General features: G+C 53.6%; 19 protein-coding genes and 1 pseudogene. 12 read left to right on the forward strand and 8 right to left on the reverse strand.

All coding sequences use genetic code 11. From position 1 onward, the window contains the following. The first annotated feature begins 9 nt into the window (after nucleotides 1-9). Genes fhuC through fhuB form a run of 3 tightly spaced genes read left to right on the forward strand, consistent with a single transcriptional unit; the run spans nucleotide 10 to nucleotide 3,676 of the window. Nucleotides 10-807, forward strand: coding sequence for a Fe3+-hydroxamate ABC transporter ATP-binding protein FhuC (gene fhuC / locus OGV71_RS05030; protein ID WP_071696621.1), 798 nt, complete (start codon nucleotides 10-12; stop codon nucleotides 805-807). After that, entirely contained in the window at nucleotides 807-1,697 is an 891-nt protein-coding gene (gene fhuD / locus OGV71_RS05035) for a Fe(3+)-hydroxamate ABC transporter substrate-binding protein FhuD (RefSeq protein WP_204584080.1), read from the forward strand. The genes fhuC and fhuD overlap by 1 nt, the downstream gene beginning before the upstream one ends. After that, nucleotides 1,694-3,676, forward strand: a complete 1,983-nt coding sequence (fhuB, locus tag OGV71_RS05040) for a Fe(3+)-hydroxamate ABC transporter permease FhuB (protein WP_003018589.1) — start codon at nucleotides 1,694-1,696, stop codon at nucleotides 3,674-3,676. Before fhuD ends, fhuB begins: the two co-directional genes overlap by 4 nt. Nucleotides 3,677-3,749: 73 nt before the next feature. On the opposite strand, the gene hemL is transcribed toward fhuB, so the two are convergent. Then, complete coding sequence (hemL, locus tag OGV71_RS05045) at nucleotides 3,750-5,030, reverse strand: glutamate-1-semialdehyde 2,1-aminomutase (protein ID WP_204584076.1); 1,281 nt, start codon at nucleotides 5,028-5,030, stop codon at nucleotides 3,750-3,752. Between the two features lie 168 nt (nucleotides 5,031-5,198). Here hemL and clcA point away from each other — a divergent pair, with 168 nt between their 5' ends. From clcA to erpA, 3 genes and pseudogenes are all read left to right on the forward strand, one after another. Next, a complete protein-coding gene (gene clcA, locus OGV71_RS05050) occupies nucleotides 5,199-6,620 on the forward strand; it encodes a H(+)/Cl(-) exchange transporter ClcA (RefSeq protein ID WP_071696623.1) in 1,422 nt (473 codons plus the stop codon). Between the two features lie 23 nt (nucleotides 6,621-6,643). Next, nucleotides 6,644-6,709, forward strand: a pseudogene (yadW, locus tag OGV71_RS05055) (small protein YadW). After that, complete coding sequence (gene erpA, locus OGV71_RS05060; RefSeq protein ID WP_003018581.1) at nucleotides 6,702-7,046, forward strand: iron-sulfur cluster insertion protein ErpA; 345 nt, start codon at nucleotides 6,702-6,704, stop codon at nucleotides 7,044-7,046. The pseudogene yadW and the gene erpA overlap by 8 nt, the downstream one beginning before the upstream one ends. A 119-nt stretch (nucleotides 7,047-7,165) precedes the next feature. On the opposite strand, the gene OGV71_RS05065 is transcribed toward erpA, so the two are convergent. Genes OGV71_RS05065 through mtnN form a run of 3 tightly spaced genes read right to left on the reverse strand, consistent with a single transcriptional unit; the run spans nucleotide 7,166 to nucleotide 9,318 of the window. Next, nucleotides 7,166-7,789 (reverse strand): TRIC cation channel family protein, encoded by a 624-nt coding sequence (locus tag OGV71_RS05065; protein ID WP_003018578.1) that lies wholly within the window; start codon nucleotides 7,787-7,789, stop codon nucleotides 7,166-7,168. 37 nt (nucleotides 7,790-7,826) lie between these two features. After that, on the reverse strand, nucleotides 7,827-8,627 hold the full coding sequence (gene btuF / locus OGV71_RS05070) for a vitamin B12 ABC transporter substrate-binding protein BtuF (protein WP_003018575.1): 801 nt from the start codon (nucleotides 8,625-8,627) through the stop codon (nucleotides 7,827-7,829). Continuing rightward, complete coding sequence (gene mtnN / locus OGV71_RS05075) at nucleotides 8,620-9,318, reverse strand: 5'-methylthioadenosine/S-adenosylhomocysteine nucleosidase (RefSeq protein WP_003018572.1); 699 nt, start codon at nucleotides 9,316-9,318, stop codon at nucleotides 8,620-8,622. The genes btuF and mtnN overlap by 8 nt, the downstream gene beginning before the upstream one ends. Nucleotides 9,319-9,401: 83 nt before the next feature. On the opposite strand from mtnN, the gene dgt reads away from it, so the two are divergent. From dgt to cdaR, 3 genes are all read left to right on the forward strand, one after another. Beyond that, nucleotides 9,402-10,919, forward strand: a complete 1,518-nt coding sequence (gene dgt / locus OGV71_RS05080; protein ID WP_204584074.1) for a dGTPase — start codon at nucleotides 9,402-9,404, stop codon at nucleotides 10,917-10,919. Between the two features lie 129 nt (nucleotides 10,920-11,048). Further along, nucleotides 11,049-12,482, forward strand: coding sequence for a serine endoprotease DegP (gene degP, locus OGV71_RS05085; RefSeq protein WP_003018567.1), 1,434 nt, complete (start codon nucleotides 11,049-11,051; stop codon nucleotides 12,480-12,482). Between the two features lie 147 nt (nucleotides 12,483-12,629). Then, the gene (gene cdaR / locus OGV71_RS05090; protein WP_003018564.1) at nucleotides 12,630-13,787 is read left to right on the forward strand and encodes a DNA-binding transcriptional regulator CdaR; all 1,158 of its coding nucleotides are present in this window, start codon (nucleotides 12,630-12,632) and stop codon (nucleotides 13,785-13,787) included. 87 nt (nucleotides 13,788-13,874) lie between these two features. Here the strand turns inward: cdaR and OGV71_RS05095 are convergent, their stop codons facing one another. The 4 genes from OGV71_RS05095 to map all read right to left on the reverse strand — a co-directional run bounded on the left by OGV71_RS05095 (nucleotide 13,875) and on the right by map (nucleotide 18,807). After that, nucleotides 13,875-14,261: a DUF3461 family protein gene (locus OGV71_RS05095; protein WP_003018562.1), complete on the reverse strand. Its 387-nt coding sequence runs from the start codon at nucleotides 14,259-14,261 to the stop codon at nucleotides 13,875-13,877. 109 nt (nucleotides 14,262-14,370) lie between these two features. Beyond that, the gene (dapD, locus tag OGV71_RS05100) at nucleotides 14,371-15,195 is read right to left on the reverse strand and encodes a 2,3,4,5-tetrahydropyridine-2,6-dicarboxylate N-succinyltransferase (protein ID WP_003837532.1); all 825 of its coding nucleotides are present in this window, start codon (nucleotides 15,193-15,195) and stop codon (nucleotides 14,371-14,373) included. A 31-nt stretch (nucleotides 15,196-15,226) separates the two neighbouring features. Further along, nucleotides 15,227-17,899, reverse strand: coding sequence for a bifunctional uridylyltransferase/uridylyl-removing protein GlnD (gene glnD, locus OGV71_RS05105; RefSeq protein WP_003837534.1), 2,673 nt, complete (start codon nucleotides 17,897-17,899; stop codon nucleotides 15,227-15,229). A 113-nt stretch (nucleotides 17,900-18,012) separates the two neighbouring features. Next, nucleotides 18,013-18,807 carry a type I methionyl aminopeptidase gene (gene map / locus OGV71_RS05110; RefSeq protein WP_003018555.1) on the reverse strand — a complete coding sequence of 265 codons (795 nt, stop codon included), beginning with the start codon at nucleotides 18,805-18,807 and terminating at the stop codon, nucleotides 18,013-18,015. 324 nt (nucleotides 18,808-19,131) lie between these two features. Here map and rpsB point away from each other — a divergent pair, with 324 nt between their 5' ends. The 3 genes from rpsB (at nucleotide 19,132) to pyrH (ending at nucleotide 21,716) form a co-directional block, all read left to right on the forward strand. Further along, nucleotides 19,132-19,857, forward strand: coding sequence for a 30S ribosomal protein S2 (rpsB, locus tag OGV71_RS05115; protein ID WP_003018553.1), 726 nt, complete (start codon nucleotides 19,132-19,134; stop codon nucleotides 19,855-19,857). Nucleotides 19,858-19,993: 136 nt separating this feature from the next. Further along, on the forward strand, nucleotides 19,994-20,845 hold the full coding sequence (tsf, locus tag OGV71_RS05120) for a translation elongation factor Ts (RefSeq protein ID WP_003018551.1): 852 nt from the start codon (nucleotides 19,994-19,996) through the stop codon (nucleotides 20,843-20,845). A gap of 145 nt (nucleotides 20,846-20,990) precedes the next feature. After that, nucleotides 20,991-21,716 carry a UMP kinase gene (gene pyrH / locus OGV71_RS05125; protein ID WP_003018549.1) on the forward strand — a complete coding sequence of 242 codons (726 nt, stop codon included), beginning with the start codon at nucleotides 20,991-20,993 and terminating at the stop codon, nucleotides 21,714-21,716. Nucleotides 21,717-21,758 lie beyond the last annotated feature (42 nt).

Here is a 21,758-nt window from a genome sequence, read left to right on the forward strand (position 1 = left end):
TTGGCTGCTATGCAGGAAAACAGATCCCATCCCGACACTACTTTTGCGTTGCGTAATGTCTCCTTTCGTGTGCCTGGCCGCACGCTTTTGCATCCTCTCTCATTAACTTTTCCTGCGGGTAAAGTGACCGGCCTTATCGGCCACAACGGTTCCGGAAAATCGACGTTATTGAAAATGCTGGGACGTCATCAGCCGCCGTCAGAAGGTGACATCCTGCTCGACGAACAGCCACTGGAGAACTGGAGCAGTAAAGCGTTTGCCCGCAAGGTCGCCTATCTGCCGCAGCAGTTGCCGCAGGCCGAAGGGATGACGGTGCGCGAACTGGTGGCGATTGGCCGCTATCCGTGGCATGGGGCGCTGGGACGTTTTGGCGTTGCCGACAGAGAGAAAGTAGAAGAGGCGATTTCGCTGGTTGGCTTAAAACCGCTGGCGCACCGTTTGGTTGATAGTCTGTCCGGCGGAGAACGCCAGCGCGCGTGGATTGCCATGCTGGTAGCACAGGACAGCCGCTGTCTGCTGCTTGATGAACCGACTTCCGCGCTGGATATCGCTCATCAGGTTGACGTACTGGCGCTGGTGCATCGCTTAAGTCAGCAGCGCGGGCTGACGGTGATTGCGGTGCTGCATGATATCAACATGGCGGCCCGCTACTGTGATTACTTAGTTGCGCTGCGCGGTGGTGAAATGATTGCACAAGGGACGCCTGCTGAACTGATGCGCAGTGAAACTCTGGAACAGATTTACGGTATCCCGATGGGCATTTTGCCGCATCCGGCCGGTGCCGCACCCGTGAGTTTTGTCTATTAATGATTGAATTACATCATATTACCCGTCGGCGGCTGCTTGCGGCGATGGCGCTGTCGCCGCTGCTGTGGCGGATGAATACGGCACACGCTGCGGCGGTTGATACGCAGCGTATTGTGGCGCTGGAATGGCTACCGGTAGAGCTACTGCTGGCGCTGGGTATTACGCCGTATGGCATCGCGGATATCCCTAACTACAAGCTGTGGGTAAGTGAGCCCCCGTTGCCGGATTCGGTGATTGACGTCGGGCTACGTACGGAGCCCAATCTCGAACTGTTGACCGAAATGAAACCCTCGTTTTTGCTGTGGTCAGCAGGCTATGGTCCTTCCCCTGAAAAGCTGGCGCGGATTGCGCCTGGCCGGGGATTTAACTTCAGTGACGGTAAAAAGCCGCTGGCCGTTGCGCGACAATCGCTACAGGAAATGGCGCAATTGTTCAATCTGCAAGCCTCTGCTGAAAGCCATCTGACCGAGTACGATCGTTTTATCGCCAGCCTGAAACCGCGCTTCATTCAACGTGGCGCGCGCCCTGTACTTCTCACTTCCCTGCTCGATTCACGACATATGCTGGTGTTTGGCCCAAACAGCCTGTTTCAGGACGTGCTGGATGATTATGGGATCCCCAACGCCTGGCAGGGCGAGACAAACTTTTGGGGCAGCACTGCCGTGAGTATTGACCGTCTGGCTGCTTATAAGGATGTCGATGTGCTGTGTTTTGACCACGGCAACGATAAAGAGATGGCTGCGCTGATGTCTACGCCATTATGGCAGGCGATGCCGTTTGTTCGCAGCGGACGTTTTCAGCGTGTGCCTGCCGTCTGGTTCTATGGCGCCACGCTCTCGGCGATGCATTTTGCCCGCATTCTGGATAATGCGCTGGGAGGCAAAGCGTGAGTAAACGAATTGCGCTATTCCCGACCCTTCTTCTGGCGGTTCTGTTTGTCGCTGCCTGTTGGCTGACCTGGGTTAACTTCTCTGTTGCACTACCGCGCAGTCAGTGGCAACAGGCTATCTGGTCACCGGATATCAATGCTATTGAGCAGATGGTTTTCCACTACAGTCTGCTGCCGAGGCTGGCGATTTCGCTGTTGGTCGGTGCCGGGCTGGGGCTGGTCGGTGTCTTGTTTCAGCAGGTGCTGCGTAACCCACTGGCAGAACCCACTACGTTAGGTGTTGCAACCGGGGCGCAGTTGGGTATTACGGTTACCACGCTGTGGGCTATTCCCGGTGCGCTGACCACGCAATTTGCGGCGCTGGCGGGAGCATGTGTTGTTGGGGCTCTGGTGTTTGGCGTTGCCTGGGGCAAACGTCTTTCTCCGGTGACGTTAATCCTTGCCGGGCTGGTGGTCAGCCTGTACTGCGGGGCAATTAACCAGTTGATGGTTATCTTCCATCACGATCAACTGCAAAGCATGTTTTTATGGAGCAGCGGTACGCTAACGCAGACCGACTGGAGCGGCGTACAGCGTCTGTGGCCGCAACTGCTGGGCGGTGTGATGCTGACGCTGTTGTTATTACGTCCAATGACGCTGATGGGACTGGATGACGGCGTGGCGCGTAACCTCGGTCTGGCGCTGTCGCTGGCACGTCTGGCGGCGTTATCGCTGGCCATTGTTATCAGCGCCTTACTGGTTAACGCGGTTGGGATTATCGGCTTTATTGGCCTGTTTGCACCGCTGCTGGCGAAAATGCTCGGCGCGCGTCGTCTGCTGGCGCGTCTGATGCTGGCCCCTCTGATTGGTGCGTTGATCCTCTGGCTCTCCGACCAAATCATTCTGTGGCTGACCCGCGTATGGATGGAAGTCTCCACTGGTTCGGTGACGGCGCTGATTGGCGCGCCATTGCTGCTGTGGCTGTTGCCGCGCCTTAGAAGTATGAGCGCGCCGGATATGAATGCCAGTAACCGCATCGCTGCTGAGCGCCAGAATGTACTGATGTTTGCCCTGGCGGGCGGGGCGATATTGCTGCTTACCGTTATTGTGGCGCTCGCGTTTGGCCGCGATGCGCACGGCTGGACATGGGCCAGCGGCGCGATGCTGGACGAGCTCATGCCCTGGCGCTGGCCACGTGTTCTGGCGGCGCTGATTGCCGGGGTAATGTTAGCGGTAGCTGGCTGTATTATTCAGCGTCTGACCGGAAATCCAATGGCCAGTCCGGAAGTATTAGGAATTAGCTCCGGGGCGGCATTTGGCGTGGTGCTAATGTTATTTCTGGTCCCCGGCAATGCCTTTGGCTGGCTGCTGCCGGCCGGGAGCCTCGGTGCGGCAGCCACCTTGCTTATCATTATGATTGCCGCCGGGCGCGGGGGCTTTTCACCGCACCGCATGTTGCTGGCAGGGATGGCGCTCAGCACGGCGTTTACAATGCTGCTGATGATGCTGCAGGCCAGCGGCGATCCGCGTATGGCGGGGGTGCTAACCTGGATCTCCGGCTCAACCTATAACGCGAGTGGCGAACAGGTGCTGCGCACCGGGATTGTAATGGTTATCCTGCTGGCGATGACGCCGTTGTGCCGCCGTTGGCTGACAATTTTACCGCTCGGCGGCGATACGGCGCGGGCTGTCGGTATGGCTATTACGCCATCACGCGTGGGATTACTGCTGCTGGCGGCAGGGCTGACGGCGACAGCCACCATGACCATTGGACCGTTGAGCTTTGTCGGGCTGATGGCGCCGCATATTGCCCGGATGATGGGTTTTCGTCGGGCGATGCCGCATATGCTGATTTCGGCGCTGGCGGGTGGCGTGTTGCTGGTCTTTGCTGACTGGTGCGGCAGGATGGTGTTGTTTCCGTATCAGATCCCGGCGGGATTACTGTCGACGTTTATTGGCGCGCCGTACTTTATCTATCTGCTACGTAAGCAGAGCCGGTAAGTTATGCCGCCATCCGGCCTACGGCGTAGAATGTAGGCCGGGTAAGCGTAAGCGCCACCCGGCAATTCATCCTTTACAGTTTCGCAAACACCCGGCGCGCGGCGTCGATGGTGTTATTGATATCTTCTTCACTGTGCGCCACGGACATAAAGCCTGCTTCAAACGCGGACGGCGCCAGATAAATTCCTTCATCCAGCATCATGTGGAAGAAACGCTTGAAGCGTTCAACGTCGCATGCCATCACATCCTGATAGCAGGTTACGGTTTCTGCATCGGTGAAGAAAATCCCGAACATCCCGCCTACATGATTAACTACCAGCGGAATATTCGCTTCTTCAGCAGCTTCCAGCAGACCTTCCGCCAGACGCGTCGTCAGTTCGTTCAGCGTTTCATGAATACCCGGCTGGGCGACTTCGGTCAGACAGGCATAACCTGCCGCCATCGCGATTGGGTTACCGGAAAGCGTCCCCGCCTGGTAAACCGGTCCAGTCGGCGCCAGTGCGTCCATCACATCGCGACGGCCACCGAATGCGCCAACGGGCATTCCGCCACCGATGATTTTGCCAAGACAAGTCAGATCCGGCACGACGCCGTAATAATCCTGTGCACCGGCCAGCGCCACGCGGAAACCGGTCATCACTTCATCGATGATCAATAGCGCGCCAAACTCATCGCACAGTGCACGCAGGCCCGGCAGGAATTCCGGCAGCGGCGGGATGCAGTTCATGTTGCCTGCGACCGGCTCAACGATGATGCAGGCGATCTCCTGCGGATATTGTTCAAATGCCGCACGTACTGAGGCGAGATCGTTATAGGTGCAGGTCAGGGTGTGTTTCGCGAAATCAGCCGGAACGCCCGGGGAGTTCGGCTGACCCAGCGTTAACGCGCCGGAACCCGCTTTGACCAGCAGACAGTCGGCATGACCGTGGTAGCAGCCTTCAAATTTGATGATCTTATCGCGACCGGTGAAACCGCGTGCCAGACGGATTGCGCTCATCGTCGCTTCCGTGCCGGAGTTCACCATGCGCACCATGTCCATGGTCGGCACGAGTTCAGTGACCAGTTCTGCCATTTTCACTTCCATTTCGGTCGGTGCGCCAAAGCTTAAACCGCGCTCCGCAGCTTCAATCACCGCATTACGGATTGTCGGGTGATTATGGCCCAGCACCATCGGTCCCCAGGAACCGACGTAGTCAACATAGGCTTTACCATCGACATCGTACAGATACGCGCCGTCGGCTTTTTCGATAAACAGCGGAGTACCACCCACGCCAGTAAAGGCGCGAACGGGGGAGTTAACGCCGCCTGGGATAAGTTCGCGTGCTGCGCTGTAGAGATTTTCAGACTTACTCATGGATGGGGTCCTGGTTCGTAGAAAAAGTAAATGCCCGCTATTCTAGTTATTCAGAGAAGGTTATGAAAGTTTTACGCATTTGAAACAATACGATTTGCAGGGGATTTTCGTGAAATGTGCGAGTAGAATGCCGATTCCGTATTTGTATTACCAATTAATGATCATCTGATGAAGACAGACACTCCCTCTTTTGAAGCACAACAAATTGTGCGTTTACGCCGCAGGGATCAAATCCGTCGACTCCTGGAACGAGACAAAACGCCGTTGGCGATCCTGTTGATGGCTGCCGTAGTGGGTACAGTGACAGGGTTTGTTGGCGTGGCATTTGAGAAAGCGGTGACCTGGGTGCAGAATCAGCGCATTGGCGCGCTGGCTCAGGTTGCGGACCATGCCATTCTGCTGTGGCCGCTGGCATTTATTCTCTCTGCGTTGCTGGCGATGGTCGGCTATTTCCTGGTGCGTAAGTTTGCGCCGGAAGCCGGTGGTTCGGGGATCCCAGAGATTGAAGGCGCGCTGGAAGAGCTGCGGCCTGTGCGCTGGTGGCGCGTACTGCCGGTGAAATTTTTCGGCGGTATGGGTACGCTGGGTGCCGGTATGGTGCTCGGGCGAGAAGGACCGACCGTGCAGATCGGTGGTAACCTCGGGCGCATGGTGCTGGATATTTTCCGCATGCGTAGCGCAGAAGCGCGACATACCTTATTGGCGACCGGTGCGGCAGCGGGCCTTTCGGCGGCGTTTAACGCTCCGCTGGCGGGGATCCTGTTCATTATTGAAGAGATGCGCCCGCAGTTTCGCTATAACCTTGTCTCGATCAAAGCCGTGTTTACCGGTGTCATCATGTCGAGCATTGTGTTTCGTGTTTTCAACGGCGAGGCACCGCTTATTGAAGTTGGGAAGCTCTCCAATGCACCGGTGAACACGCTGTGGTTGTATCTGGTCCTGGGGATTATTTTTGGCTGTGTCGGACCGTTGTTCAACACCATGGTGTTACGGACTCAGGATATGTTCCAGCGTTTCCACGGCGGTGAAATTAAAAAATGGGTGCTGATGGGGGGGGCGATCGGCGGTCTGTGCGGGATTCTTGGCTTAATTACACCTGAGGCGGCTGGAGGCGGGTTTAACCTGATACCTATCGCTGCGGCAGGGAATTTCAGCGTTGGTTTACTGCTGTTTATCTTTATTGCCCGCGTCATTACCACGCTGCTGTGCTTCTCGTCCGGCGCGCCCGGCGGGATATTTGCCCCGATGCTGGCATTGGGCACGTTGCTTGGCACCGCGTTCGGTATGGCGGCAGCGGCCTCTTTTCCGCATTATCATCTGGAGGCCGGGACCTTTGCCATCGCCGGAATGGGGGCATTGTTGGCGGCGTCGGTAAGGGCACCGCTCACCGGTATTGTGCTGGTGCTGGAGATGACCGATAACTATCAGCTCATTTTGCCAATGATTATTACCTGTCTTGGCGCAACACTATTAGCCCAATTTATGGGCGGAAAGCCGCTATACTCGACTATCCTTGCCCGTACGCTGGCAAAACAGGAAGCGGAGCAGGCGGCTAAAAGCCAGGGTACAGCCGCTGGCGAGAATACTTGAACGAAATACCAGGGTATTAGATAATGGCCTTAACCATTGGGTTATAATTTGCCCAATTGCCAATGTCGTTTGGAGCAAAATATGAGTGATGACGTAGCGCTGCCACTGCAATTTACTGAAGCAGCAGCCAATAAAGTAAAAAGCCTGATCGCTGACGAAGATAACCCGAATCTGAAATTACGTGTGTATATCACCGGCGGTGGTTGCAGCGGTTTCCAGTACGGTTTCACCTTTGACGATCAGGTGAACGATGGTGATATGACCATTGAGAAGCAAGGTGTTGGTCTGGTGGTTGACCCGATGAGCCTGCAATATCTGGTGGGCGGCGCGGTTGACTATACCGAAGGTCTGGAAGGTTCCCGCTTCGTTGTGACTAACCCGAATGCGAAAAGCACCTGCGGGTGTGGTTCTTCTTTCAGCATCTGATTGCTGTCTGTAATACCAGTGGTCTGATGGTGTAGGCCCGGTAAGCGTAGCGCCACCGGGCAATGTGCCGGATGGCGGCGTAAACGCCTTATCCGGCCTACATATTCTGCATCATCATGTCAACGTCCGTTATCATCCAGCGCAAACGTCGGCAATTTCAAATGCCAGCGAATGGCGGCAAGCCGAATCAGCAGGGTGACAATCATCCCCATCATACTGGCGTTTTCCAGTGAAACATCAAAGGTATAAAACGCCGTCGCATGCACGATCCCGCCGATAATACAGGCTGTGGCGTAGATCTCGGTACGCAAAATCATCGGGACTTCACGTGCTAATACATCGCGAATGATCCCACCGCCGACGCCGGTAATCACCCCCATACAAATCGCAACCAAGGGTCCTGTTCCTGCGAGAAAGGCCTTGTTGACGCCAATACCCACGAACACCGCCAGGCCAACGGCATCAAGCACCGGAAGGATCCATTTCGGCAGGCGTCTTGGCTGCCGTACCAACAGGATCGTCAGCATACTGGTGATCATCGCTACGACCAGATCGGTTGGATCTTTAACCCAAAAAACCGGTCCATTATCCAGCGCCATATCGCGGATCGTGCCACCTCCGACGGCGGTAACCACGCCGAGGACCAGGACGCCAAACGGGTCCATACGTAATTTCCCGGCCAGTAATACGCCAGAGATTGCAAATACCGCGGTGCCGACAATATCAAGCCAATAGACGAGCATTTTTAAATCCTCACAACAGACCTGGTGGGGGCAGGCGCTAATTTATCTGTGAAAGCGCATTACAGAGTTGTTTTGCGGCGAGGATAATACGCGGGCTCGCGCGTTCGAACCAGTCACTATTAAGTGTAATAACGGGTATTTTTAGCTGGTTTCCCCAGTATTGCTCAATTTTCAGAGTTTCGCCCGGACCGCCAGTCGCAACAATAGCCTGGGGGGCTCGTGCCAGGACCTGCTCACGGCTAACCTGCGGCCAGGGAACCCGACTACCGGCAAAGATGTTTTCTCCTCCGCATACCTCAAGAACTTCGTGCTGAATAGAACCTTTTCCACTGGTAAACAGAGGATTGGCACCAAACTGGAGAAACACGCGTTTTTTCGGTTTGTTGGCATACTGAGATTTAAGTAAAGCATAGTCATCAAGCATGGTTTGCGCCGCCTGTTTAGCTTGTTCAGGCTTGGGGCTCCACGCAGCCAACTGGCGTAGCGCATCGGCAACCTGCTCAATGGAAACGGCGTCCACCCAGATGACCTTAATTCCCAGGGAGGTCAGTTGATTCACCTGTCGCTCAGCATTTCCCCCGCGCCAGGCGACGACCAAATCAGGTTTCAGCGCCACAATACGCTCAAGATTCATACCTTGCCATGTTGAGACCTCTTCAATATTTTTGGCTTCTGGCGGGTAGTTTGAGTAGCTGCTGACGCCAACGGGGGTAATGCCTGCGGCAAAAGCGAGTTCGGTATTGGCAGGAGAAAGCGTTACAACACGCGGTGCGGCGTAAAGGAACGCCGGGAGAGTGAAAAGCAGGGCGACCAGCGCCCTGGAGAATAATTTAGCCATGCGCCAGTTTCTGCACCAGCGTTTCAACCATCAGGCTTGACTGCTTCGCGGCAACCACCAGGAATTCGTCAAAGCTGAGATGGGACTGCTGATCGGCAACGTCAGAGATAGCGCGAACCACGACAAATGGCACCTTAAAGTTATGGCAAACGTGCGCAATTGCGGTCGCTTCCATCTCAACGGCAATCGCCTGCGGGAAGTTATGCTTAATTTTAGCCAGCCCCACGGAACCATTAATGAATGCATCGCCGCTGACGATAAGTCCGCGAACAGCGTTCAGATTGAGTTCGGCGATGCAAGATTCTGCGGCTGCAATCAACGCAGGATCGGCTTTAAAACCAGCCGGGCAACCCGGTAGCTGACCAAATTCATAACCAAAGGCAGTGACGTCGGCGTCGTGATAGCGCGCTTCATCAGAAACTACGATATCGCCGACTTTCAGCGTAGAGGCCAGGCCACCCGCGGAACCGGTATTAATGATGGCGTCCGGCTTGCAGCGTTCAAGCAGCAGCGTAGCGCCGAGCGCCGCAGCCACTTTACCGATACCTGATTTCAGAAGCGCAACCTCAGTACCGTTCAGTTGGCCGGTGTAAATTTCACAACCGCCGAGCGTGATGGTCTGACGGTTTTCGATTTTGTCACGCAGCAGCGTAACTTCTTCTTCCATTGCACCAATGATGCCGATTTTCATAGATTTACTCGCGATAAGCCAGATTTGAGGGCATAGTCTATCATGCGCTTAAGGGGTAGCGCATTTCTCAGGCGGGAGAGGATATGGTACAGATCGATTTCCGAAAAAAAATAAACTGGCATCGCCGTTACCGTTCGCCGCAGGGCGTGAAGACGGAGCATGAGATCCTGCGAATTTTTGAAAGCGATCGTGGACGTATTATCAATTCTCCGGCTATTCGCCGGCTGCAACAAAAAACCCAGGTCTTTCCGCTAGAGCGTAATGCAGCGGTGCGTACGCGCCTGACGCACTCGATGGAAGTGCAGCAGGTTGGGCGCTATATCGCGAAAGAGATCCTCAGCCGACTGAAAGAGCTAAAGCTGCTGGAGCAGTATGGTCTGGATGAACTGACGGGACCGTTTGAGAGTATTGTCGAAATGTCGTGCCTGATGCATGACATTGGTAATCCTCCGTTTGGTCATTTTGGCGAAGCGGCGATTAATGACTGGTTTCGCCAGCGGTTGCATCCCGCCGACGCGGAAAGTCAGCCCCTGAGTGATGACCGCTGCCAGGTGACGGCATTACGTTTGCGTGAAGGTGAAGAGTCGCTGAATGATATTCGCCGCAAGGTGCGCCAAGACTTGTGTCATTTTGAAGGCAATGCGCAGGGTATTCGTCTGGTGCATACTTTGATGCGTATGAACCTTACCTGGGCGCAGGTTGGCGGTATTTTAAAATATACCCGTCCGGCATGGTGGCGCGGCAGTGCACCCGAGACGCACAACTATTTAATGAAGAAGCCTGGTTATTACCTTTCCGAGGAACCGTATATTGAGCGGTTACGTAAAGAATTATCATTAGCACCTTACAGTCGTTTTCCATTAACCTGGATTATGGAAGCTGCCGATGATATCTCATATTGCGTGGCCGACCTGGAAGATGCCGTTGAGAAAAGAATCTTTAGCGTCGAGCAACTTTACCATCATCTGCATGAAGCGTGGGGGCATCACGAAAAAGGCTCTCTGTTTAGTCAGGTTGTTGAGAACGCCTGGGAAAAATCACGTTCAAATACATTAAGCCGCAGCACCGAAGATCAGTTCTTTATGTATTTACGCGTCAATACGCTGAATAAACTGGTTCCGTATGCGGCCCAGCGGTTTATTGATAATTTGCCGCAGATTTATGAAGGCAGCTTTAATCATGCGCTGTTAGAAGATGCCAGTAGCTTCAGCCAGTTACTGGGCGTTTATAAGAATGTGGCGGTAAAACATGTGTTTAGCCATCCGGATGTTGAGCAACTGGAATTACAGGGCTATCGGGTGATCAGCGGGTTGCTGGAGATCTATCAACCGTTATTGAAAATGTCTCAGTCAGATTTTACTGAACTGGTCGACAATGAAAGAGTAAAACGTTTTCCTATCGAGTCCCGTTTATTTCAGAAGTTGTCTACCCGCCATCGTCTTGCGTATGTTGAGGCGGTTAGTAAAATATCGACGGAGTGCGCTGAGTATTCGGTTCTGGAATATTATTATCGCTGCCGGTTGATCCAGGATTATATCAGCGGGATGACAGATTTGTATGCCTGGGATGAATATCGTCGCTTGATGGCCGTAGAACAATAAATACTCATTTGTAAAGACGGCCAATAAAATTTTACTTTTTCCTTAAACTCAATTCTGGAACTTAGCGTTATAAAACGACTCTGACGTATACAGCAATTTTGCGTTACCTGTTAATCGAGAACGAAACACATGAAAAAAACCACATTAGCAATGAGTGCACTGGCTCTGAGTTTAGGTTTGGCGTTGTCCCCCCTGTCTGCAACTGCGGCTGAGACGTCGTCTTCAGCAATGACCGCCCAACAGATGCCAAGCCTGGCCCCGATGCTCGAAAAAGTGATGCCATCGGTGGTAAGTATTAACGTCGAGGGGAGCACGACGGTGAATACGCCGCGTATGCCGCGTAATTTCCAGCAGTTCTTTGGTGATAATTCACCGTTCTGCCAGGACGGATCTCCGTTCCAGAGTTCACCGTTCTGCCAGGGCGGCGCACCGGGCGCTGGTAATGGCGGCGGCCAGCAGCAGAAATTTATGGCGCTGGGTTCCGGCGTAATTATTGATGCTGCGAAAGGGTATGTCGTGACCAACAACCACGTGGTGGATAACGCTACGGTAATTAAGGTTCAGTTGAGCGATGGTCGCAAATTTGACGCGAAGATCGTGGGCAAAGATCCACGCTCCGATATCGCGCTGATCCAAATTCAGGATCCGAAAAACCTGACGGCGATTAAGCTGGCAGACTCCGACGCGCTGCGCGTGGGGGATTACACCGTAGCAATCGGTAACCCGTTTGGCCTCGGTGAGACCGTGACCTCCGGCATCGTTTCTGCTCTGGGCCGTAGCGGCCTGAATGCGGAGAACTATGAAAACTTTATTCAGACGGATGCTGCGATCAACCGGGGTAACTCCGGTGGCGCGCTGGTCAATCTGAACGGTGAGCTGATCGGCATTAACACCGCGATCCTCGCGCCGGACGGCGGTAACATCGGTATCGGTTTTGCAATCCCAAGCAACATGGTGAAAAACCTGACTTCGCAGATGGTTGAGTTTGGTCAGGTTAAACGTGGTGAGCTGGGTATTATGGGGACCGAACTGAGCTCTGAGCTGGCGAAAGCGATGAAAGTTGACGCTCAGCGTGGCGCATTCGTCAGCCAGGTAATGCCGAACTCTTCCGCAGCGAAAGCCGGTATTAAAGCCGGGGATGTGATTACCTCCCTGAACGGCAAACCTATCAGCAGCTTCGCCGCCCTGCGTGCGCAGGTGGGTACGATGCCGGTCGGCAGCAAAATCACCCTGGGTCTGCTGCGTGACGGTAAGCCGGTCACCGTGAACCTGGAATTGCAGCAGAGCAGCCAGACTCAGGTTGATTCCAGCTCTATCTTCAAAGGCATTGAAGGTGCCGATATGAGCAACAAAGGCCAGGATAAAGGTGTCGTGGTAAGTGACGTGAAACCGAATTCTCCGGCTGCACAGATCGGCCTGAAGAAAGGGGATGTGATTATCGGTGCGAATCAGCAGCCAGTGAAAAACATCGCCGAATTGCGCAAAATCCTCGACAGCAAACCCGCTGTGCTGGCGCTGAACATTCAGCGTGGCGACAGCTCCATCTATCTGTTGATGCAGTAATCTCCCTCAACCCCTTCCTGTACAGGAAGGGGTTCTTTTTGTGATACCTCCCACAACTCCATATTTCTCCCTTCCGCTTTGTGCATTTGCACAATGTCGCCGCTTATTATCTTCCCTATGCTTGAGCTCTGCTCACAGGAGGGGTTTATGGCTGGCTGGCATCTTGATACCAAAATGGCGCAGGATATCGTGGCGCGAACCATGCGCATCATTGATACCAATATCAACGTAATGGATGCCCGTGGGCGGATCATTGGCAGTGGCGATCGCGAACGCATTGGTGAATTGCACGAAGGTGCGCTGTTGGTACTTTCGCAGGGCCGGGTGGTGGACATTGACGATGCAGTGGCGAGGCATTTGCACGGCGTGCGTCAGGGGATAAACCTGCCGTTGCGTCTGGAAGGCGAAATCGTTGGCGTTATCGGCCTTACCGGTGAACCGGAACATCTGCGTAAATACGGCGAGCTGGTGTGCATGACAGCCGAAATGATGCTGGAGCAGTCGCGCCTGATGCATCTGTTAGCGCAGGATAGCCGCCTGCGTGAAGAGCTGGTGATGAATCTGATTCAGGCGGAAGAGAATACCCCGGCGCTGATGGAGTGGGCGCAACGTTTAGGCATTGATTTGAACCAGCCGCGCGTGGTGGCAGTGGTAGAGGTTGATAGTGGCCAGCTTGGCGTTGACAGCGCGATGGCGGAGCTACAGCAATTGCAGAACGCGTTGACTACGCCTGAACGTAATAATCTGATTGCGATTGTTTCCCTGACCGAGATGGTGGTGCTGAAACCGGCGCTCAATCAGTTTGGTCGCTGGGACGCGGAAGATCACCGCAAGCGTGTTGAGCAGCTCATTGCTCGCATGAAAGAGAACGGACAGCTGCGTTTTCGCGTGTCGCTGGGCAACTATTTTACCGGGCCAGGCAGTATTGCCCGTTCGTATCGTACGGCGCGCACGACCATGATGGTCGGCAAGCAACGGATGCCGGAAAGCCGTAGCTATTTCTACCAGGATTTGATGCTGCCAGTTCTGCTGGACAGCCTGCGCGGCGGCTGGCAGGCCAACGAGCTGGCGCGTCCGTTGGTACGGCTGAAAGCAATGGATAACAACGGCTTACTGCGTCGAACATTAGCGGCGTGGTTTCGGCATAACGTTCAGCCGCTGGCGACCTCAAAAGCGTTATTTATCCACCGTAATACGCTGGAATATCGCCTGAATCGAATTTCAGAGCTGACCGGGCTGGATTTAGGGAATTTTGACGACCGATTGCTGCTGTATGTCGCGCTACAACTGGATGAGCAGCATTAATTCCTTGCCTGTTGGCGCTACGCTTATCAGGCAAAATGCCGGGGGGCGGCTTCGCCTTACCCGGCCTACGAACACATTCACTCGCGGTTATTTACGCGTTAGTTTTTCCAGATCGGCTTCAATTTCGCTGATCTTGTTGGTCACGACGCTTTCCAGATGACGTAAATCATCAAGGATCTTGCGTTTAAGATCGACTTCGCTGCGATCGCGCTGGCAGATCTGATCCAGTTCGTCGATCACATAGCGCAGGTTGGGACTGATCTCCTGCACTTCTTTGTAACCCTGGCCGACGCCATCGGCGACAACCGTTTTACGCTGACGGGGATATTTGAACTTCACGCTCTTGGCAAAAAACTCGCCTTTATCCTTCTGGAAATAGATTTTCAGGATATCGTTGTTGGCTTCTTGCCGCAGGCTGTAACGATCGATTTCTTCAGGATTAGTAATGCCCAGACTTTTCAGATTGTCATACATAGCGGTACCCTTAAGCTCACCATAACCATTGAATAATTAACGAAAAGCCTTGTTTATGCCACTCGCAGATGTAAAAAAAGCGGGCTAAGCCCGCTTTTTCAAATCACTGTTAGTCGATGGTGCGTAACAGTTCGTTGATTCCTACTTTGCCACGCGTTTTGGCATCGACTTTCTTCACAATCACCGCGCAGTACAGGCTGTATTTGCCATCTTTCGACGGCAGGTTGCCGGAGACAACCACAGAGCCCGCCGGAACGCGGCCATAATGCACTTCGCCGGTTTCACGATCGTAAATACGGGTGCTCTGACCAATGTACACGCCCATAGAGATAACAGAGCCTTCTTCGACGATCACGCCTTCAACCACTTCAGAACGTGCGCCGATGAAGCAGTTGTCTTCGATGATGGTCGGGTTAGCCTGTAACGGCTCCAGTACGCCACCGATGCCAACGCCGCCGGACAGGTGAACGTTTTTACCAATTTGCGCGCAGGAACCCACGGTCGCCCAGGTATCAACCATCGTACCTTCATCCACATAAGCGCCGATGTTCACGTAAGACGGCATCAGCACGGTGTTACGGGCGATAAACGCACCCTGGCGTACGGCCGCTGGCGGAACCACGCGGAAACCTTCTTTCTGGAAGCGTGCTTCGTCGTAGTTGGCGAATTTCATCGGCACTTTATCGAAGTAACGGCTTTCCGCACCCTCGATAACCTGATTATCGTTAATACGGAAAGAGAGCAGGACCGCCTTTTTCAGCCACTGATGCGTGACCCACTGACCCTCAATCTTTTCTGCGACGCGCAGTGCACCGGAATCCAGTAAAGCAATAACCTGATTCACCGCTTCGCGGGTTACGGTATCTACATTTGCCGGAGTAATGTCGGCACGGCGCTCGAAAGCGGACTCAATAACGTTCTGTAACTGCTGCATTGTTAAACTCTTTCCATAATAAATAAAAACATTACCCTTTATCGTTTGGATTGAGGGCCTCTGTCAACCGTTGATGCACTTCCTGCTGCAGCTCATTATTAAGGGCGCGCCGGTCGGCGGTGGCGATTATGAATAAATCTTCTACTCGCTCGCCAATGGTTGTAATTCGGGCGCCATGCAGCGAAATTCCCAGATCGGCAAAAATCTGCCCGACCCGCGCCAGCAGTCCAGGCTGGTCGAGAGCGATAAGCTCAAGGAATGATTTTCGGTCGGTGTGGGTCGGCAGGAAAGTAACCTCGGTATCGACGGTAAAGTGGCGTAATTTTGCCGGCTGACGACGTGGTTGCGGTGGCTGCCAGCTGCGCTGCGTGATGGCCTGTTCCAGTCCAAAACGGATCGCTTCGTGTCTGTCTGAAGACAGCGGGCTGCCATCCGGTTCCAGCACGATGAACGTATCCATCGCCATCCCATCGCGGGTAGTGAAAATCTGCGCATCGTGGACGCTTAGATTGCGCCTGTCCAGTTCGGCGCAGACGGCGGCAAACAGGTAAGGGCGATCGGGGCTCCAGATGAAAATTTCCGTTCCGCCGCGCGTGGCCTGCGGGCTGAGCAGGATTAGCGGCTTACTGAGATCGTGCTGCAGCAGATGACGCGCATGCCAGGCCAGTTGATTTGGGCTGTGGCGCACGAAATAGTTGGCGCGACAGCGCGACCAGATGTGGTGCAGCGCTTCTTCATCAATGTTGTCCATACGCAGTAGCGCCAGTGCCTGAAGCTGATGATGGCGAACGCGTTCGCGCATATCTGGCGTGTTTTGCATCCCTCGACGTAGCTGTTTTTCCGTCGCAAAGTACAGCTCGCGCAGCAGACTTTGCTTCCAGCTATTCCACAGCGTTTCGTTAGTAGCGCAAATATCCGCGACGGTCAGGCACACTAAAAAGCGCAGACGATGTTCCGTTTGTACTTCTTCAGCGAATTGCTTGATCACTTCCGGATCCTGAATATCACGGCGCTGAGCGGTCACCGACATCAGCAAATGCTGACGCACCAGCCAGACGATCAGCTGCGTTTCACGCGAGTTCAGACCGTGCAGCTCGGCGAATTTGAGCACGTCCTGGGCGCCGAGAACCGAGTGATCGCCGCCGCGACCTTTGGCGATATCGTGGAACAGCGCGGCAATCAGAATTAGCTCCGGCTGTCGCAAGCGCGGCCACAGATCCACGCACAGCGGATGGCGCGGACGGGTCTCTTCGTTAGCAAAACTCTCCAGCTTGAGCATCACACGGATAGTGTGCTCATCCACCGTATAGGCATGAAACAGGTCAAACTGCATTTGGCCGACAATGTGCGACCATTGCGGCATATAGGCCCACAAAACGCTGTGCCGATGCATCGGCAGCAGGCCGCGACTCACCGCGCCCGGATGGCGCAACATACTGAGAAACAGCGAACGCGCTTCCGGAATGTAGCATAGCGGCTGGGTTAAATGACGGCGGGCATGGCGCAAATGGCGCAGCGTGGTGGAGTAAATCCCGCTGATCGCGCTGTTACGTACCATGATGTAGAACATCCGCAATATCGCTTCGGGCTTACGGATAAACAGGTCGTCGTTGCGCAGATCGATCAATGTGCCGCGCAGTTGAAAGTCGTCATCAATCGGGCGCGGTTTTTCATCGGCAGGCAGGGCGAGGATCGCCTCGTCGAACAGTTGCAACAGCATATGATTCAGTTCGCTGACCCGTCGCGTGACCCGGAAATAGTCTTTCATCATCCGCTCGATCGGCTCGTTGCCTTCGCCGCCGTAGTTTAGCCGTTGCGCCACGCTGAGCTGGCGGTCAAACAGTAGGCGGTTGTCGTAACGACTAACGACCAGATGCAGGGCGAAGCGAATCCGCCACAGGATATGCAAACATTCATTCAGTTCGGCGCGTTCTGCCAGCGTCAAAAAGCCGAAGCCGACCATTTCGTCCAGCGAGGTGGCGCCAAAATGGCGACGGGCCACCCATTGCAGAGTATGGATATCGCGCAGGCCGCCGGGACTGCTTTTGATATCCGGCTCCAGGTTGTAGCTGGTGCCGTGATAACGCTGGTGGCGCTGATTTTGCTCTTCCACTTTGGCGGCGTAAAATTTATCGGACGGCCAGAAACCTTCGCTAAAAATATGCTTTTGCAGCTCAAGAAACAGCGCGACATCGCCGATAAGCAGGCGTGTTTCAATCAGGTTAGTGGCGACGGTTAAATCTGATAATCCTTCCAGCAGACACTCTTCCAGCGTACGCACGCTGTGCCCAACCTCCAGCCTCACGTCCCATAGCAGCGTTAACAGCTCACCGACTTTTTCTGCCTGCGAATCAGGTAGCTTTTTACGACTGAGGATCAGCAGATCAATATCGGAGAGCGGATGCAGTTCGCCGCGCCCGTAGCCGCCAACGGCAACCAGCGCCAGGTCGGCAATTTGACCGAAACCGGCTTCAATCCACAGGCGCTGAAGCAACTGATCAATAAATTCGGTGCGGGCCTCAATGAGCTGTTCTGCGGAAATTCCACTGTCAAACGCTTCGCCTAACCAGCTCTGGAAGGTGTCGATATGCGCTTTAATACCGGTGCAGTTGAGGTCGTGCTGTGGCCATGTCCCAGGATTTTGTGGCTGGCCAGGCAGGGTGGGGAGGGCAGTATTTGCGTGCTGTTCAGGAAGAGTATTCATTATGCGCCACCCATTAAAAAGCCGGATGATGGCGTGAACGCCTTACCCGGCCTACTAAGTAGTACAATTTGTAGGCCTGATAAGATGCGAATGCATCGCCATCAGGCAAAACATTATTCGCCGTGTGTGATGATCGCCGGGATGGTGTCATCCTTGCGTAACGTCAGAATCTCACAGCCGTTTTCCGTCACTACAATAGTATGCTCGTACTGTGCAGACAAGCTCCGGTCTTTGGTTTTCACCGTCCAGCCGTCTTTCATGGTGCGGATGCGGTAATCACCGGCATTCAGCATCGGTTCTACGGTGAAAGTCATGCCCGGCTGCAGTACCACACCGCCGTCGTCTGCATCGTAGTGCAGAACCTGCGGCTCTTCATGGAAGCCGCGACCGATACCGTGACCGCAGTATTCACGAACGACAGAGAAACCTTCACCTTCCGCGTATTTCTGAATTGCAGCGCCCAGCGTGCGCAGGCGAATGCCCGGTTTCACCATCCGCAGCGCCAGATACAGGCTTTCCTGCGTGACGCGGCACAGACGCTCGCCCAGAATAGTAGGTTTGCCGACGATAAACATTTTCGAGGTGTCGCCGTGGTACTCGTCTTTAATCACAGTCACATCGATGTTGACGATATCGCCGTCTTTCAGAAGTTTGGCGTCGTCCGGGATCCCGTGGCACACCACTTCATTAATAGAGATACACACGGACTTCGGATAGCCGTGGTAACCCAGGCAGGCGGAAATGGCCTGCTGCTCATTCACGATATAGTCATTACAGATACGATCCAGCTCGCCGGTGCTGACGCCCGGTTTAACAAACGGTTCGATCATTTCCAGTACATCAGCGGCCAGGCGGCCAGCGACGCGCATTTTTTCGATTTCTTCAGGGGTCTTGATTGAGATAGCCATGAATTCTGTCCATCAGTGCCGATGATATCGGCAATAATTGTTTAAGTGCTGCCAATGGTATCAGTCCCGCATACGTGCTGCCAAATTGAGAATCATTAACAGCACACAGTGCCAACAATTATTGGTGTCTATGGCGTATTTGTGGTATAAAGCGCGCCGGACTTCCGATCCATTCGAAGACTACACACGATGGACGGGAGCGACAAATCTCACTTTGTGTAACAACACACACGTATCGGCACATATTCCGGGGTGCCCTTTGGGGTCGGTAATATGGGATGCGTGGAGGCTTAACCCCAACTTTTATATATAGAGGTTTTAATCATGGCAACTGTTTCCATGCGCGACATGCTCAAGGCTGGTGTTCACTTCGGTCACCAGACCCGTTACTGGAACCCGAAAATGAAGCCGTTCATCTTCGGTGCGCGTAACAAAGTTCACATCATCAACCTTGAGAAAACTGTACCGATGTTCAACGAAGCTCTGGCTGAACTGAACAAGATCTCTGCTCGTAAAGGTAAAATCCTTTTCGTTGGTACTAAACGCGCTGCAAGCGAAGCGGTGAAAGAAGCTGCTAACAGCTGCGACCAGTTCTTCGTGAACCATCGCTGGCTGGGCGGTATGCTGACTAACTGGAAAACCGTTCGTCAGTCCATCAAACGTCTGAAAGATCTGGAAACTCAGTCTCAGGACGGTACTTTCGAAAAGCTGACCAAGAAAGAAGCGCTGATGCGTACTCGTGAGCTTGAGAAACTGGAAAACAGCCTGGGCGGTATCAAAGACATGGGCGGTCTGCCGGACGCTCTGTTCGTAATCGATGCTGACCACGAGCACATTGCTATCAAAGAAGCAAACAACCTGGGTATCCCAGTATTTGCTATCGTTGATACCAACTCTGATCCGGACGGTGTTGACTTCGTTATCCCGGGTAACGACGACGCAATCCGTGCTGTGACCCTGTACCTGGGCGCTGTAGCTACTACCGTTCGTGAAGGCCGTTCTCAGGATCTGGCTTCCCAGGCGGAAGAAAGCTTCGTAGAAGCTGAATAATAAGGCACGCTCGTTAGAGCCCTTATAGACCAGGTAGTATCACGTTTGGTTAGGGGGCCTGTATATGGCCCCCTTTTTCACTTTTAAATCTGTGCGGTTTCATGCCGGGCAGATCAAATCTTCCGAGGATTTTAGAATGGCTGAAATTACCGCATCCCTGGTAAAAGAGCTGCGTGAGCGTACTGGCGCAGGCATGATGGATTGCAAAAAAGCACTGACTGAAGCTAATGGCGACATCGAGCTGGCAATCGAAAACATGCGTAAGTCCGGTGCAATCAAAGCGGCGAAAAAAGCAGGCAACGTTGCTGCTGACGGCGTAATCAAAACCAAAATCGACGGCAACATCGCTTTCATTCTGGAAGTTAACTGCCAGACTGACTTCGTTGCTAAAGATGCTGGTTTCCAGGCATTTGCTGACAAAGTACTGGACGCTGCCGTTGCTGGCAAAATCACTGACGTTGAAGTTCTGAAAGCACAGTTCGAAGAAGAACGTGTTGCTCTGGTTGCTAAAATCGGTGAGAACATCAACATCCGTCGCGTTGCTTCCCTGGAAGGCGAAGTTCTGGGTAACTACCAGCATGGTGCTCGTATCGGTGTTCTGGTTGCTGCAACTGGCGCTGACGAAGAACTGGTTAAACAGCTGGCAATGCACGTTGCTGCAAGCAAACCAGAATTCGTTAAGCCGGAAGACGTTTCCGCTGAAGTGGTAGAAAAAGAATACCAGGTTCAGCTGGACATCGCTATGCAGTCTGGCAAGCCGAAAGAAATCGCAGAGAAAATGGTTGAAGGCCGCATGAAGAAATTCACCGGCGAAGTTTCTCTGACCGGTCAGCCTTTCGTCATGGAACCGAGCAAATCTGTTGGTCAGCTGCTGAAAGAGCATAACGCTGACGTAACAGGCTTCATCCGCTTTGAAGTGGGTGAAGGCATCGAGAAAGTTGAGACTGACTTTGCAGCAGAAGTTGCTGCGATGTCCAAGCAGTCTTAATTTTGAAAGGAGCCGCCTGAGGGCGGCTTCTTTTTGTGTCTGGCTTGTAAATTCAGCGAACCGCTATAGTGGTCCTGCTGAAAAGCGACATACAATGTCGCCGGAATTAACTCATCTCATTCGTTGACAGTCTCAGGAAAGAAACATGGCTACCAATGCAAAACCCGTCTACAAACGTATTCTGCTTAAGTTAAGTGGCGAAGCTCTGCAAGGTTCAGAAGGCTTCGGTATTGATGCAAGCATCCTTGACCGTATGGCTCAGGAAATCAAAGAGCTGGTTGAGCTGGGTATTCAGGTTGGCGTAGTGATTGGTGGTGGTAACCTGTTCCGTGGCGCTGGTCTGGCGAAAGCAGGGATGAACCGCGTTGTGGGCGACCACATGGGCATGTTAGCCACCGTAATGAACGGTCTGGCGATGCGCGATGCGCTTCACCGCGCCTATGTGAACGCTCGCTTGATGTCCGCAATTCCTCTGAACGGCGTGTGTGATAACTACAGTTGGGCTGAAGCTATTAGCCTGCTGCGTAACAACCGCGTCGTTATTTTGTCTGCGGGTACCGGTAATCCGTTCTTCACCACCGATTCAGCAGCCTGCCTGCGTGGTATTGAAATTGAAGCGGATGTGGTACTGAAAGCCACCAAAGTCGATGGCGTATTTACTGCCGACCCGGCTAAAGATCCAACGGCGACCATGTACGAACAGTTGACCTACACTGAAGTACTGGATAAAGAGCTGAAAGTCATGGATCTGGCTGCGTTCACGCTGGCTCGTGACCACAAATTACCGATTCGTGTCTTTAACATGAACAAACCAGGTGCACTGCGCCGTGTTGTTATGGGTGAAAAAGAAGGCACGTTAATCACGGAATAATTCCCGTTGCGGCTAAATGCAGGTAATATTCCGCTTTAATGT

This window comes from Citrobacter sp. Cf088 (assembly GCF_030334295.1).
Lineage (GTDB): Bacteria > Pseudomonadota > Gammaproteobacteria > Enterobacterales > Enterobacteriaceae > Citrobacter > Citrobacter freundii.